Below are 13,749 nucleotides of genomic sequence, written 5' to 3'. Positions count from 1 at the left end.
ATTACCTCAAGGACGTCAGCAGCGTATCAAAAATAGTTTGCGACGTTGTGATGATTCGGGCAGACGCAGTATAAGCTTGCTGATACTGAATAAGATTAGCCGCTTCTTCTTCCAAGTTCACACCCGATTGCGATTCGTAAAGCGCCTCAGTTTGTGACTTTATCGCTTCAGCCGAGTCCCGCAATACGCGGTTCTGGCTAACCCGGCTCCCCACATCCGATACCAATCGTCCATAACTTTCATTGAAAGTCATAGTCGGTTCTGCTTCTTCCCCACCGGAACGACGGACCAATTGCTGCCGCTGCAAGTCGGCCATAGACTGTCCGTTACTGTTGTCATCAAAGCCGTTGGTGTTGTATTCAATGAAGTACTCATCGCCTACCGCCGGTTCACCGTTAATATCAACTTCGTAGTCCGGGTCGGCTAAACCAGCCTGGCCTAAAATGCCATTAAGGTCTGTGGTTCCAGTAATGGAATTTATAAGGTTACCGTCTTTATCGAATACATCCAGGTCATAAGCATTACCTGTCTGGCCAGTGACTTCTATGCGAGCAGGTGCACTGCCAAGCAAGGTGTTATTAGTCGTATCATAATAGTCATCCGGCGTATTAATTGAATTAATTTCGATAGCCGCTGCGCCTTGATTATCCAGCCCGTCTTTAACCCGAATAGGATTGGCCAAAGCAATGTCTTCGGGTCTTCTTATCGCTAAACTGATTTCAGACGCCGCACCTTCAGCGGGTTTTGCCAAGAACTGGTCGCCAGCGTTCGCAGCCCCGGAAAGGTCTAAAGAAATTCCCAACTCAACAATATCGACTGTGCCGGGCGATGCCTGAGTGACAGTGACTGTATCCGCACCGCTAACTACTGTGCCGTCGCTGTTCACCGGAACTATCTCATATTCGTCCGGGTTACCTGTTTTAGTAATACGTAAATTTTCTGAAGGAAAAGACTTACTGTTTCCTTCCAACACACTCACGCTAATTTCACCAGTACCGCCATTATCAGAATAAGGTAGCGCTTGTGACTCAGTTTTAGCCAAATCAAAAATTTTACTACCTAACTGATTATCCAGGTCCATACCTTTCTGGTTTTGAGTATTCATTGAGTCGGCAATACGAATTGCTAGCTGCCCCAAACGTTTTTGGGTGGGCATTAACACTTCGTCGCGATATTCCAGATAACCACCGACAGAGCCACCGACTTCGTCGGTTGGCACATAAAACTCACTGACACTTCCGCCGCTGTGCTCTTTCTTAAGCACCATCTCTAAACGTTCAGTATCCGGGTTGCTTTTCACCGCAACGGCATTAAAGCGACCATCTTCTAAAACTAATGGCTGACCGTTTTTCAGGTTAACCGCAATGGCACCGTTTTTTTGTTCTACGGTGCTAAATTCCACTAACTCGGCAAGCTCCCGCAGCTGTTCGTCACGTTTATTCAATAGTGCGTTAATATCACCGTTACTACTATTTTTACCGGCCGACGACTGAATCTTCGAGTTCAGTTCAGCTAAATTTCCTGATATTGAATTAATGCGGTCAGTCGATAGCTTTAACCTGTCATTAATAATGCTTTTTTGATCATCCAGATAACTGGAAAAGTCATTAAACTTAGTTACCATAGCGTCAGCTTCGGCAAGAACTAACTGCCGGGCAGTGACTGAACCGGGGTCATTATTGGCGTCCTGCAAGGTATTAAAGAAGCTCTCTACAGAGGAAGCAACGTTCGTGGTGCTGTCACCAAGTAAAGTATCTAATTGCTCTGCCTGCTGGAGGTTCGCTTGGTAATAGTTAACCTTTGAAATATCGGTACGTAACTGGCGGTTAGCAAATTGGTCAATCATCCGCTGTACGCGCACACGCTCAAGTCCACCGTATGAAGACTCGAAGTATTCGGTGCGCTCGCGAACGTAACTGTCCGTGTTCGTATTATTAATGTTCTTACCGGTGGTTTGCAGGCTTTGCTGATGCGCTAATATGCCGTTCCTACCGATATTTAATAAGTCAAAACTCATCAATGACTCTCCAGTTACTCTGTGACCGTTATCGGCACCTAGCGAATATTATTTAGTTTGAACGGCAACTTTTTGCCGCCTGCGGCACCACTAAATTTCTTTATCAACAAAAGCCGGATTGTTTAATACCGACTGAATCTTCTGTGCATACTGAGGATCTGTCGCGTAACCCGCATTTTGCAAAGCTTCCGCGTACTGCGCCGGATCATCAGCTACTTGTAAAGCTTGCTGGTAACGCGGATGCTCTTTGATAAAGTCCACATAGTCCTGCAAGCTCTGTTCCACATTGGCATAAGAGCGAAACGCTGCACGCTCTTTACGAGCAACTTCGCCATCAAACTCTAGCGTACTCACATGAGACTTATCGCCGCTCCAACGCGTGTCGGCTTTTATATTGAATAAATTATTGCTGGAGCCACCGTGTCGTCCGGGCACTAAGCGTTTCCCCCAACCGGTTTCCAACGCAGCCTGCGCCATTAAAACGTCAGGGTTCAAACCTGCCTCTTTCGCAATTCGTTCGGCATGAGGCTTTAGCGCAGCAATAAAGCTCTGCGGTGAATCAAAAGTTGCGTTCCCGTCACTTAGCTTAGCGGTATTAACGCGCTGATTCCCATAATATAAACCGGCGTCAATGCCGCCCTGATCACTTAACTTTTGTGAATCCGCAGGTCTATCCGCACGGTTCTTCATGCGCGGGTCATCAAGGTTCGCGCCGCTACGATTCATCGACTCTGGCACGTAGCTGTCGTCACCACCCAGTTGTTTTACCATCAACTCAGCCAGCCCAAGGCTTCCCTGATTAGACAGCTCTGAGGTCAACTGCTGGTCATACATATCGCGGTACATATTGGTGTAGCGATTATCCAGCATGTTGTCTTCCTCAAACACGGCATTGGCTTTACGCATACTACCCATGACCATATTAAGGAATATGGCTTCAAACTGCTGTGCGGCTTCCATCAGCGCTTCTTTATCATCAGGTTTAAACGCACGCTTCCGCAGCCCGTCCAGGCTGTGGGTATCCATAGCGTGTTGCGCTTGTTTTAGATGAGAGTCTGAAACCGTCATATTATTAACTGCCGTTAAATAACGATGAGTTCACCGGATAACGCACCGGCCTGCTTTAGCGCTTCCAGCACAGCAATCATGTCGCCGGGGGCTGCACCAATCTGATTCACCGCACGCACCAAATCGTTTAGTGTAGTACCTGGTTCAAACACAAACATGCGCGCATCTTCCTGGTTTACGTCAATAATGGTCTGAGGGGTAATAGCTGTTTCCCCGCCAGCGAATGGATTAGGCTGATCGACATTAACATTTTCGGCTATAGTCACCTGCATATTACCGTGGGCTACGGCTGCTGGTCTCAGTTCAACGTTCTGACCAACCACAATGGTTCCGGTGCGCGAATTCACAATAATTTTCGCCGCCGCAGAAGCTTGCTGCACTTCCAGGTTCTCCAGCGTGGACATATAGCTCACCCGCTGACTTAAATCCCTGGGAGCCCTTACCCGTACTGAAGTTGCATCTACAGCCTGAGCCGCACCTTCGCCAACCAGATTATTGATGGTTTCAGCCATACGTTTTGCGGTTGTAAAATCGGATTGATGCAAATTAAAGGTGAAGTAGTCAGATGAACCGAAGCCGGAAAGTACTTCACGCTCAACAACGCCACCATTCGGAATACGGCCCACCGTCGGCGTATTAATAACAATGCGTGAGCCATCGTTTCCTTCAGCTCCGAGGCCACCGACAATTAAACTGCCTTGTGCAACCGCGTAAACTTCTCCGTTAGCTCCTTTCAAAAAGGTTTGCAGTAGAGTACCGCCGGTCAGACTGTCGGCACTACCGACAGAAGACACCGTCACATCAATTTTCTGTCCGGGTTTCGCAAAAGCTGGTAAATCGGCGTGTACAGCAACCGCTGCAACGTTATCAATTTTAGGACGCTCATTCGCCGGAATATTGATGCCGAAGTTACCCAGCATGGTACGAAAAGTCTGGTCAGTAAAAGGCGTTTGCTCACCGGTTCCGGGTAAGCCTACTACCAGCCCGTAACCAATCAATTGGTTATCGCGAATACCCTGCACCGAGGCAATATCTTTTATCCGTGAAGCCTGAACAGGAGCAACCAGCATAGAAATCAAACTTACCGCCAGCGCAAAAATTTTAAGCGTTCTCATGCCTTACTCCTTAGAATGGCCATATTGGGCTGTTAAAGAAGCGGGTTAACCAGCCCTGCTCCTGCACCTGCGCCAGGCTGCCGGTACCCGAATATTCAATGCGCGCATTGGCAACACGAGTTGAAGGGATTTGATTAGCGGCAGTGATATCCTGCGGGCGGATCATGCCGGTTAAACGAATATATTCATCACCGGTATTAATGCGCATCCACTTTTCACCGCGAACAATCAAGTTACCGTTCGGCAGCACTTTTATAACCGTTACGGTAATTTCACCATTTAGCTGATTACTTTGATCAGAGCTGCCATCGCCATTGAACTCACGACTTCCGTTTATGCCTGCAGACAGCGGATTGCCGCCTACGGTAATGTCCCGTCCAAACGCCGTCGGTGCTGCTAATTCTGCAGTGCTCTCTTTTGACGTTTCCGTCGTAGCCGTTTTACTGGCGGTAGTCTGCTCCTGCAAAGTCACAGTAATAATGTCGCCTAGTCTGCGGGCTTTAATATCCGAATACAGATTATCCGCGTAAGCATCCTGAAATAAAGAGCCTGTAGGTACTACCGGCTGAGCACGCTCTTCCGGCAATACGGGTGCGTAATATGGGTCATCCGGCATAGGTTTGTGTGGCGTTTGCACACAACCAGCAAGAACCAATGCCGTTAAAGAAAAAAGGAAAAAACGCATAGAATCACCCGTTATGTTATTCAATTAAAGCTGCTGATTAATGTAACTTAGCATCTGATCCACAGACGAAATCACTTTTGAGTTCATCTCGTAACCACGCTGACTCTCAATTAGGTTCACCAGCTCTTCAGTCACGTTCACGTTAGAGGTTTCCAGTGCGCCCTGAATGGTATTACCCATTCCGTCAACACCAGGAACCGCTTCTAAAGGTGCACCACTTACTGCGGTTTCTTTATAAAGGTTCTGCCCCATCGGCTGTAGGCCGGCCGGGTTAATAAAGTTAACCAGGTTAAGCTGCCCAATCACTACGTTATCGGGGTTACCGGGCTGAGTAACCGTAACCTCGCCTTCTTGTGAGATACTGACCGACATCGCGTCTTCCGGTATCTGAATAGCCGGCTCAATGGTGTAACCATTACCGGAAGTGACCATTTCGCCTTCTTCATTTAAAGAAAACTGACCGTTACGGGTATAGGAAATATTGCCGTCCGGCATCAACACCTGAAAGAAACCTTTACCGTCAATCATCACGTCAAGTGAGTTATCGGTGGTCTGCACGTTGCCCTGAGTATGGGATTTTTGCGTCGCAACAACTTTGGTACCGGCACCCAGCATCAAACCGTTAGGTAGCTCGGTGTCCTGAGCAGACTGGCCGCCCGGTTGGTTAATGTTCTGGTACAACAAGTCCTCGAATACCGCCCGGCTCTTTTTAAAGCCAATCGTACTGGAGTTAGCCAGGTTGTTAGAAATAACTGAAATATCGCGCTGCTGCGCATCCAATCCGGTTTTACTTATCCATAATGCTGGGTTCATGGTCTTTCTCCTGGGCTAAACTTAGCTGATTCTCATCAGCGACTCAGAACGCTGAGCGTTCTCATCGGCCGTTTTCATTAATTTGACGTTCATTTCGTACTGGCGCTGCAGTGCAATCATATGTGTCATTTCTTCGACACTGTTCACATTACTACCTTCCAGGGCGCCAATTTGCAGTTTTACGTTGGCATCGGCAATGGCCTGTTGGTCGTCTTTTAACTTAAACAAGCCATCATTACCCTTTTCAATATTGCCATTCGGCGGGTTTACTAACTTAATCCGGCCTACAACTTCCATGGCATCGACGGGAGCGCCCATGGGCCGTATTGACACATTGCCGTTAGCGCCAATAACCAAATCGTCTATCGGCATTGGCACAAATATGGGACCGTTGTCGCCCAGGAGTGTTTGCCCATTGGAGTTTTTCAACAGGCCATCAGTACCCACTTCCAGGCTACCATTGCGGGTATAACGTTCATTGCCGTTGCCATCATCGACGGCGATCCAGCCCTGATCTTTAATGGCAACATCCATGTTCCGACCGGTCGTTTGTATTGCTCCACTGGCAAAATTTTGCCCGGGGCTTTCCGTCATAGAAAAGACCCGTGTTGGCAAACCTTCACCAAAGGCCTGCATGGCTCGCGCCTGTTGCAGGTCGCCTTTAAACGCCGTGGTATTGGCGTTAGCCAGGTTGTTGGCACGAACAGCGACAGCGTTCATATTCTCTTTCGCGCCGCTCATTGCTACCCATAGCATCTTGTCCATAGCTGACCTCCAGCCAAAATTTTGTCATCTGGGTAATGCGATGCAGATTTCGTGCCAAAAACACAAAAGACGCCCGGAGGCGTCTTTTGTGAAGCAATAACCAGAAGCTATTATCGAATCTGAAGAATAGTCTGATTAATGGTGTTATTCACTTCAAGTGAACGCGAGTTCGCCTGGAAGTTACGCTGAGCAGTTATCAAATCAACCAGTTCTTTGGTTAGATTAACGTTTGAGTTTTCAAGTGCTGAAGCTTCAATACCGCCGAACGTTCCGGTATTGGCTTCACCGGCCAAAGGTTCACCGGAATCGATACTTTCACGCCATTTTGTACCACCAATTTGGGTCAAACCTTGCTCATTGGCGAAACGAACAACAGCAACCTGTCCTAAGTACTGAACATCACCGTTTGAGTAAGTTGCAGCAATTAAGCCTGCTTTATCAATATCCACGTTAGTCAGACGACCTACCGTGCTACCATCCTGATCCAGGTTGGTTACTTCAAAATCAGAAGCAAACTGTGTAGGGCTTGTTGTTCCGCTCAAATCCTGGAAGTTAAACTGAACCGTTTGGGGGTCTGCACCATTATCCAGGTAGGGGTCGCCATCGGCGTTATTACCAGATAAGTCGATAGAGCCCGGATCAAATGTTATTTGTCCTGCAGGCACATCAGGCTCACCGCTGCCTAAAAAGTTTACTTGCAGACCTGAGTAGCCGTTAACAGAATCCCTTGCTGGTGGTGTCGATGTCGCTGTACCGGTTGGGTTTAAATTAATTTCATCACCGTCAAAGGTTGCGTAGACGTCCCACTCGTTATTGTCTCTTTTCACATAGTAGGTCGACAATGTGTGAGACTCACCCAGCGAATCATAGATAGTCGCCGAGGTTGAGCTGTGATAAGTACTCGGAGTTTCCGGATCAAACGGATTGGCCGCGCCATCAATTGGGGAACGACGAGCATCTACGTTAAAAGCGGTAAACACATTATCCGTGCTTTGTGGCGCGCCAGCAACATCCGGAATGCGAATAGGCTGAGTCGTCGCCAATGCTGTTGATGAGTTTGTGCCGCTATTGCGATCAACCTGATACCCCTGCAGATAGTTGCCCTGGTTATCAACAATGAATTTATCATCGTTAAGCTTAAAGGCACCCGAGCGAGTGTAGGTTAAGTCTCTTGAACCTAAAGCATCGGTGGTTGCAAAGAAGCCGTTACCACTAATGGCCATATCCAGCGAGTTTTCAGTGAAATCCAGAGTCCCCTGGCTAAACTGCTGAGCAACGGAAGATGTTAAAACGCCGTCACCAACCTTTGTATTACCGGCATTAAAAATACTGGTCGCGTAAACGTCAGCAAATTCAGCACGCGATTGCTTAAAGCCCGTTGTTTTTACGTTTGAAATATTATTCGCGGTCACATCTAAGTCTTTTTGTGATGCGTTGATACCGCTGAGTGCAATATTAAATGACATAAGTCACCTCACCTGTTAGCTAATTTCAGTCACATCAGAAAGCTTGATGCCACCTAATCCTTTAAGATTTAAAACCACACCGCGGTCACCGCCGGTGCTGACACTTTGCACACGAGCGTGCATCTGTATGGGCAGTTCTTCGGTTTTGCCGCCCACTTGAGCATTCACCGAGAACGAGTAGTTTCCGGCCGGAGCTTCGTCTCCGTTTGACATCGTTCCGTCCCACTCAAACTCTTTAGTTCCCGCAGGCATGTCGTCAAGCTCAAGGGTTTTCACCGTTGCACCCGTCGAATCTTTGATATTAATTTTCACATTCTGTGCCGCCTGCGGCGTGGCTATCATGCCAGTAATACCAGCACCAGTTTCCAGGTTAGCCTGGTCAGTCGGCACCAAAACCTTACGACCAACCATAGTTGATGCCTGCAACGCCTGGTTCGAAGTCATGTCGCTGGCAAATTGGTCGAACCGCTCAGAAAGCCCGGTTATTCCTTCCGCCATAGTAAAGCTGGTCATCTGAGCAATCATCTGATCATTTTCGACCGGCTTAGATGGGTCCTGCATATTCAGCTGTTCAGTCAACAACTTAAAGAAGTCTTCCTGCTCAAGCTTGCTCCGTTCATCCGGATCAGCATATCTGGCATCATCTTCTTTCTTCCACTTCATGTTGTCGATGTAGGAATTATTGCTTACGCCTTCCATTTGTTATCTCCTGCTTACCCTTGACCCAGACGTAATAAACGTTGTGTCATTGTTTTGGCAGTGTCCGCTACCTGCACGTTTGTCTGGTAGGAACGCGAAGCCGAAATCATGTTTGCCATTTCTTCCATGGTGTTGACGTTGGGACGGTATATATAACCGCTTTCGTCAGCCATAGGATGGTTTGGAGCATACTCAATTTGCAGCGGGTCCTGACTTTCCACAATACCCAGTACTTTGACGCCTGCTTCCTGACCGGCCTGAGTCTGATTCGTCAGACTATTACCGCGATAGTCACCTTTAGCATCAGCTAAAGCTGTCGCAAAAACCGGGTTTCTGGCCCGATAGGTTTCATCAATACTGCTGCTAATTGAGTTAGCGTTTGCCAGGTTACTGGCTGTTGTATTCAGTCGTACCGACTGAGCACTCATGGCCGAACCCGACACATTAAAAATGTTAAAAAGACTCATGACTTATTATCTCCCTTGTCCGCCCAGGGCTTTCTTCACACCGCTGATGCGGCCATCAAGAAAGTTCATGGTCATTTCATACTCCAACGCATTTTGTGCATACAAGTTTTGTTCCAACTGCACATCAACGGTGTTGCCGTCGCCGGTATCCGGTTGCGTGGGTACGCGGAACTTTTCAGTTCCCTGAGGTTTAATTTCAACGCTGAAATGCTTTTCGTGAGTACGCGCCATTTTGTGGTTTTCCATACCGCGCTGCGCTTGCTGCAACGCCTGCTGGAAATCCAGACCTTTAGCTTTGTAGCCAGGGGTGTCGGCATTGGCAATATTGTTGGCAATAAGCTCCGCGCGCTGAGTGCGTACACCCAACGTGTGCTGCTGTATTCCCATAAGCTTGTCCATGGAAAGTGCCATATTTTTGTCTCCACAGTGTTCGATAGTGAAGACAATGCAGGAAGTGTGCCAATTTAAGAAGGGGTTATTACTTTTTCAGACGGACATTTCCTGCAGGAAACTATTTTCTTCGGTAAATTATGCCTGGCTGACAGCGGATCATCTCAAAATCCTCAGTAAGTCCTGAAATTGATTCGGATGCACCAAGGAAAAGATAACCGCCGGGGTTCAGTGATTGCCGGAATTGGGCAATAATTTTCCGCTTTACTTCAGGGGCAAAGTAAATAAGAACATTGCGGCAAAAAATAACATCGAATTTGCCCAGCAAAGAATAGCTGTCCAGCAAGTTTAAGTGACGGAAATGAATAAACTGCTTCAGCTCGTCTTTTACTCTCATGGAGCCGGCTTTACTTTCGGCATCAGTAAAAAACTTCTTTCTACGCTCAGCCGACAAACCACGCGCAAGAGCCAGGCTATCGTACTCTCCAATTGCACATTGCTCGAGAACCTTATTAGAGATGTCGGTTGCCGTTACTTTTATACCAGCTCTTAGCCCCCCCGGGTTCTTCGCCTTGTACTCTAAGTACGTCATGGCAATAGAATAAGGTTCCTGCCCCGAGGAACAGGCTGCGGACCAAATCTTTAAAGGCCCGGTATGATTTTTATATTCAGGAAGAATACGGTCGTTCAGAATTTCAAACGGGTAAGTGTCACGAAACCACAAGGTTTCGTTGGTTGTCATTGCATCAATCACCGCTGCCCGTAAAGCCCGCTCACTTAGCTTCATTGAGCGCTTAACAAGCTCCGCCAGCGAGTCGACATTAAACCGGCCCATTAAAGGGCTCAGCCGACTCTTCACCAGATACAGTTTACTTTCACCCAATACGATACCGCATTGATGTTCAAGGAACTGACGAAATTCCTGATATTCCGATAAACTTAATTCGCGATCTATCACGTTATATAAACAACTTCCGTTTCAGTTTCATTCGTTTCGTAGCCTGACGTTCACGTCAGGTCGAATATCGCACCTGATGCAATAGCATCAGGCTACGCAATAACTTCTGTGTTCAGCCATTTTTGTACGGCGGTCGCCAGCTCATCCGGGTGAAATTTTGCAATAAAATCATCGGCACCGACTTTCTTCACCATAGCCTGATTAAACACACCACTCAATGATGTATGTAAAATAACATGAATATCGCGTAAATTCGGGTCAGCCTTCAATTCAGCGGTAAGCGTATAACCGTCCATCACCGGCATTTCTACATCGGAGACCAGAACGGGCACATGAGGATGCACTAAGCCCCCCACTTCCTTGGCTTTATCTTTTAAGTAATCTAAAGCTTCCTTACCGTTCTTTTTGACTTCCAGCGTAATACCCAAAGATTGCAATGCACGTTTTATCTGGTTACGGGCAACCGACGAGTCATCCGTAATCAAAATGGTTAAATCTTCTTTTGCGACATTGATAGGTGCATTCGCAACTTCTTCGCTGACATCCATATTAGCCGGCATAATATCAGCTAATATGCGTTCCACATCAATAATTTCAATTAATTCATCTTCCACTTTGGTCACCGCAGTGAGATACGCATCTCTTCCAGTACCTTTGGGCGGCGGCATGACGTCTTCCCAGTTGATATTAATAATGCGATCCACACCTTCAACCAAGAATCCCTGAATAGTTCGGTTGTACTCCGAGATGATAACAAAACGGTCTTGAATGTCGGTTAACGCCCGCCCGCCGGTAGCCATACTCAAATCAATGATGGATATTGCCTGACCACGAATGTGCGCAATTCCTCGAACCAGGGGGTTACGATTGGGCATTGCGGTAAGTTTAGGGCATGGCAATACTTCGCGTACTTTAAATACGTTAATGCCGAAGCGCTGCTTACCGTTTAGGTGAAACATTAATAGTTCCAGTCGGTTTTGACCGACCATTTGTGTGCGTTGATTCACTGAATCGAGAATGCTAGCCATTGTTCACTCCTGTTATGTGGCAGGCTACTTCTACTTCGGCACGGTATTTGCTTGTATCTACATTAACCATACTGAAACCATCGAACTGCCGATCTTTTGACGTTATACCGTTTTTTTCGGCACTCGAACAGATAACCTTAACGGATAACATCAGGAATTTTTATGATAGTACGTAAATCGCTGCTGATCAGTTCGATTTTTTTTATAATTTGTGGCTTTAATTCTGTTAACGCAGAAACCAGAGGCTCGGAAGACAGCCAGCGTTTTAATTACAAAGCGTTACAGGAACTGGCTCATAATTACGTAGAACAGCGAGTTTCCGCGCCGGATAATGGTCGTGTGGAAGTCGTTGCCAATAACCTCGACCCACGCATGGCTCCCAAAATTTGTTCGCAGCCACCCAAAGTTGGCCTGGCAACTAACGCCAACCTCGACAGCTACACTACCATTGAAATTGAATGTGTCGGCAACGCTAACTGGCGCACCTATGTGCCTGTTCGAATTTATCGCTACAAAAATGTTGTTACCGCGGCCTCACCTATGGCGCCGGGTCAAATGATAAGCGAAAGTGATTTAGTTTTTTCTGAAGTTGACCTTAATCGGGTTCGCTCAAATGTATTTACTGACATGACAGCTTTAATTGGAGCCCGCATTAAAAAACGCATTGCTGCAGGTCAGGCAATAAGTGCCAGCGATACATGTCTTGTATGTGAGGGGCAAAGCGTTACAATAGTTGCACAAGATAAAGCTTTGCGAATTACTGCAGCCGGAAGAGCCCTGGCTGATGGCCTCAAAGGTGAATCTGTTGTTGTTGAAAACGCACGTTCGAATAAATCAATACAAGCGGTTGTCACAGGACTTAATGAAGTGACTGTTAATTTATAAAATACTTAACCAGAACCTGACGTGAACGTCAGGCTACGTGCTAAAATTTTTATTAAAGTATTTTTAAGTGTGGTCGATAAGTAACCGAGACATATTATCTAGCGAGGCTAAAAACAATGTCAATTAACATTAACAATGCCGGGCTGAAAAATGCCAACATTGATAGCAAATCCAGCAACCGTCAAGTACAGAGCGATGCTCCGACGAAGCCTGCTGCGGTTTCGCAAAAAGGTGGTGAGGCCGTTTCGTTAACCAGCGAAGCGCAACAACTGAGTGGCTTACAGGAAAAAGCAATGAACAGCAGCGGCATTGACCAGGCCAAAGTTGATAAAATTAAAGCCGACATTGAAAGTGGTTCGTACAAAATTAACGTTGAACAACTAGCCAATAAACTGGCGCAGTTTGAGTCTGATCTGTTCAGTAACGGCAGCAACGAATAATGACCGTGTTGGCGCCTGTTAACGATATATTACAGGATATGGCAGACTCGCTGGAAAACCTTGCGTTGCTACAACAACGTGAGCTTAATGCCATTGTCGAGCGCCAACACGCCGATGTTAACGCTATTGCCGACGCCAAAGAAAAGACGCTTATCCATATTAGCGAACTCGACCAGCAATTGGCTCAACACCCGGACAACGAGCAATTAAAAGACGACCCGGACTTAGCTGAAGCGGTTGCAGCCATTAAAACCACCCTCTCTGACGTTCAGCATCAAAGTCAGGTGAATGAACGCGTGGTGCAGTCAACGCTAAACAGTATTGAGCAGTTAAAACAATCTATTTTACAGTCCGCACGAAAAGATACCCTTACCTACAATAGTAAAGGTAAAATCCGTTAAAGATTTTGCCAGTCCAGCCGTTATAACCATAAGTACTTTGTTCAATCAGAGGTCGTTATGGCTAAGCATTTACTCTCTTTCGCTCTACTTGCATCTGCGCTGTTATTAAGCGGCTGTAGTGCTTACAACAAAATTGTGTACGATCAAAAACACGTTGAATGGGACACCCAAACCCCAAGTGAATTTCCGGTGTTGAATGCGGTTGGCTACGCCCCTATTGAAACTCAGCAAGGCGAAAATGCACAGCTAAAAGACTTAAACGCTATGCGCGCCTCTAAGTTAGCCGCTTACCGCGAGCTTGCCGAGCAAGTCTATGGCCAGCGCATTGCCGGTAGTAGCTCAGTGGAAGACTGGGCTTTAAACCGCGACAGTTTTCAGGCCTCTGTAGACGGAGTGATTCGTGGCGCAGAAGTGGTTAAGACCTATACCGTGGGCGACTACTACGCGACTGAGCTGCGGCTTGATTTTGAAAAGGTTCATCGCCTGTATCAAAGCACCAACCGCCAGCAGAAAGTGAAACGCGTTGTCTATTATTAAGCCCCACTTTTATTG

At 47.0% G+C, this 13,749-nt stretch carries 16 protein-coding genes; 4 read left to right on the top strand and 12 right to left on the bottom strand.

What is annotated here, in order from left to right; all coding sequences use genetic code 11:
* Position 1: 1 nt before the first annotated feature.
* The 12 genes from flgK to ACN0TF_RS00190 form a co-directional block, all read right to left on the bottom strand.
* Positions 2-2,017 (bottom strand): flagellar hook-associated protein FlgK, encoded by a 2,016-nt coding sequence (flgK, locus tag ACN0TF_RS00245; RefSeq protein WP_417440301.1) that lies wholly within the window; start codon positions 2,015-2,017, stop codon positions 2-4.
* 90 nt (positions 2,018-2,107) lie between these two features.
* A complete protein-coding gene (flgJ, locus tag ACN0TF_RS00240; protein WP_417440300.1) occupies positions 2,108-3,085 on the bottom strand; it encodes a flagellar assembly peptidoglycan hydrolase FlgJ in 978 nt (325 codons plus the stop codon).
* A gap of 14 nt (positions 3,086-3,099) precedes the next feature.
* Positions 3,100-4,200: a flagellar basal body P-ring protein FlgI gene (locus ACN0TF_RS00235; protein WP_417440299.1), complete on the bottom strand. Its 1,101-nt coding sequence runs from the start codon at positions 4,198-4,200 to the stop codon at positions 3,100-3,102.
* Between the two features lie 10 nt (positions 4,201-4,210).
* Positions 4,211-4,885 (bottom strand): flagellar basal body L-ring protein FlgH, encoded by a 675-nt coding sequence (flgH, locus tag ACN0TF_RS00230; protein ID WP_417440298.1) that lies wholly within the window; start codon positions 4,883-4,885, stop codon positions 4,211-4,213.
* 24 nt (positions 4,886-4,909) lie between these two features.
* Positions 4,910-5,698: a flagellar basal-body rod protein FlgG gene (flgG, locus tag ACN0TF_RS00225; protein ID WP_417440297.1), complete on the bottom strand. Its 789-nt coding sequence runs from the start codon at positions 5,696-5,698 to the stop codon at positions 4,910-4,912.
* A 21-nt stretch (positions 5,699-5,719) separates the two neighbouring features.
* Positions 5,720-6,463, bottom strand: coding sequence for a flagellar basal body rod protein FlgF (locus tag ACN0TF_RS00220; protein WP_417440296.1), 744 nt, complete (start codon positions 6,461-6,463; stop codon positions 5,720-5,722).
* Positions 6,464-6,573: 110 nt separating this feature from the next.
* Complete coding sequence (gene flgE, locus ACN0TF_RS00215; protein WP_417440295.1) at positions 6,574-7,929, bottom strand: flagellar hook protein FlgE; 1,356 nt, start codon at positions 7,927-7,929, stop codon at positions 6,574-6,576.
* A gap of 15 nt (positions 7,930-7,944) precedes the next feature.
* A complete protein-coding gene (flgD, locus tag ACN0TF_RS00210) occupies positions 7,945-8,628 on the bottom strand; it encodes a flagellar hook assembly protein FlgD (protein WP_417440294.1) in 684 nt (227 codons plus the stop codon).
* Positions 8,629-8,642: 14 nt separating this feature from the next.
* Positions 8,643-9,095 carry a flagellar basal body rod protein FlgC gene (flgC, locus tag ACN0TF_RS00205; protein WP_034819615.1) on the bottom strand — a complete coding sequence of 151 codons (453 nt, stop codon included), beginning with the start codon at positions 9,093-9,095 and terminating at the stop codon, positions 8,643-8,645.
* Between the two features lie 6 nt (positions 9,096-9,101).
* Positions 9,102-9,506 (bottom strand): flagellar basal body rod protein FlgB, encoded by a 405-nt coding sequence (flgB, locus tag ACN0TF_RS00200; RefSeq protein ID WP_110012774.1) that lies wholly within the window; start codon positions 9,504-9,506, stop codon positions 9,102-9,104.
* Between the two features lie 100 nt (positions 9,507-9,606).
* Entirely contained in the window at positions 9,607-10,443 is an 837-nt protein-coding gene (locus ACN0TF_RS00195) for a CheR family methyltransferase (RefSeq protein WP_034819611.1), read from the bottom strand.
* A 92-nt stretch (positions 10,444-10,535) separates the two neighbouring features.
* On the bottom strand, positions 10,536-11,471 hold the full coding sequence (locus tag ACN0TF_RS00190) for a chemotaxis protein CheV (RefSeq protein ID WP_417440293.1): 936 nt from the start codon (positions 11,469-11,471) through the stop codon (positions 10,536-10,538).
* Positions 11,472-11,633: 162 nt separating this feature from the next.
* Here ACN0TF_RS00190 and flgA point away from each other — a divergent pair, with 162 nt between their 5' ends.
* From flgA to ACN0TF_RS00170, 4 genes are all read left to right on the top strand, one after another.
* Positions 11,634-12,356 carry a flagellar basal body P-ring formation chaperone FlgA gene (gene flgA, locus ACN0TF_RS00185; RefSeq protein ID WP_417440292.1) on the top strand — a complete coding sequence of 241 codons (723 nt, stop codon included), beginning with the start codon at positions 11,634-11,636 and terminating at the stop codon, positions 12,354-12,356.
* A gap of 116 nt (positions 12,357-12,472) precedes the next feature.
* Positions 12,473-12,796 carry a flagellar biosynthesis anti-sigma factor FlgM gene (flgM, locus tag ACN0TF_RS00180; RefSeq protein ID WP_253619833.1) on the top strand — a complete coding sequence of 108 codons (324 nt, stop codon included), beginning with the start codon at positions 12,473-12,475 and terminating at the stop codon, positions 12,794-12,796.
* On the top strand, positions 12,796-13,197 hold the full coding sequence (gene flgN, locus ACN0TF_RS00175; protein ID WP_253619834.1) for a flagellar export chaperone FlgN: 402 nt from the start codon (positions 12,796-12,798) through the stop codon (positions 13,195-13,197). Before flgM ends, flgN begins: the two co-directional genes overlap by 1 nt.
* Positions 13,198-13,254: 57 nt before the next feature.
* Positions 13,255-13,734: an LPP20 family lipoprotein gene (locus ACN0TF_RS00170; RefSeq protein WP_417440291.1), complete on the top strand. Its 480-nt coding sequence runs from the start codon at positions 13,255-13,257 to the stop codon at positions 13,732-13,734.
* Positions 13,735-13,749 lie beyond the last annotated feature (15 nt).

It is taken from the genome of Idiomarina sp. (genome assembly GCF_048265525.1).
Lineage (GTDB): Bacteria > Pseudomonadota > Gammaproteobacteria > Enterobacterales > Alteromonadaceae > Idiomarina.
The sequence above is the reverse complement of the archived record's forward strand: the minus strand, read 5'-3'. Positions and strand labels throughout refer to the sequence as shown.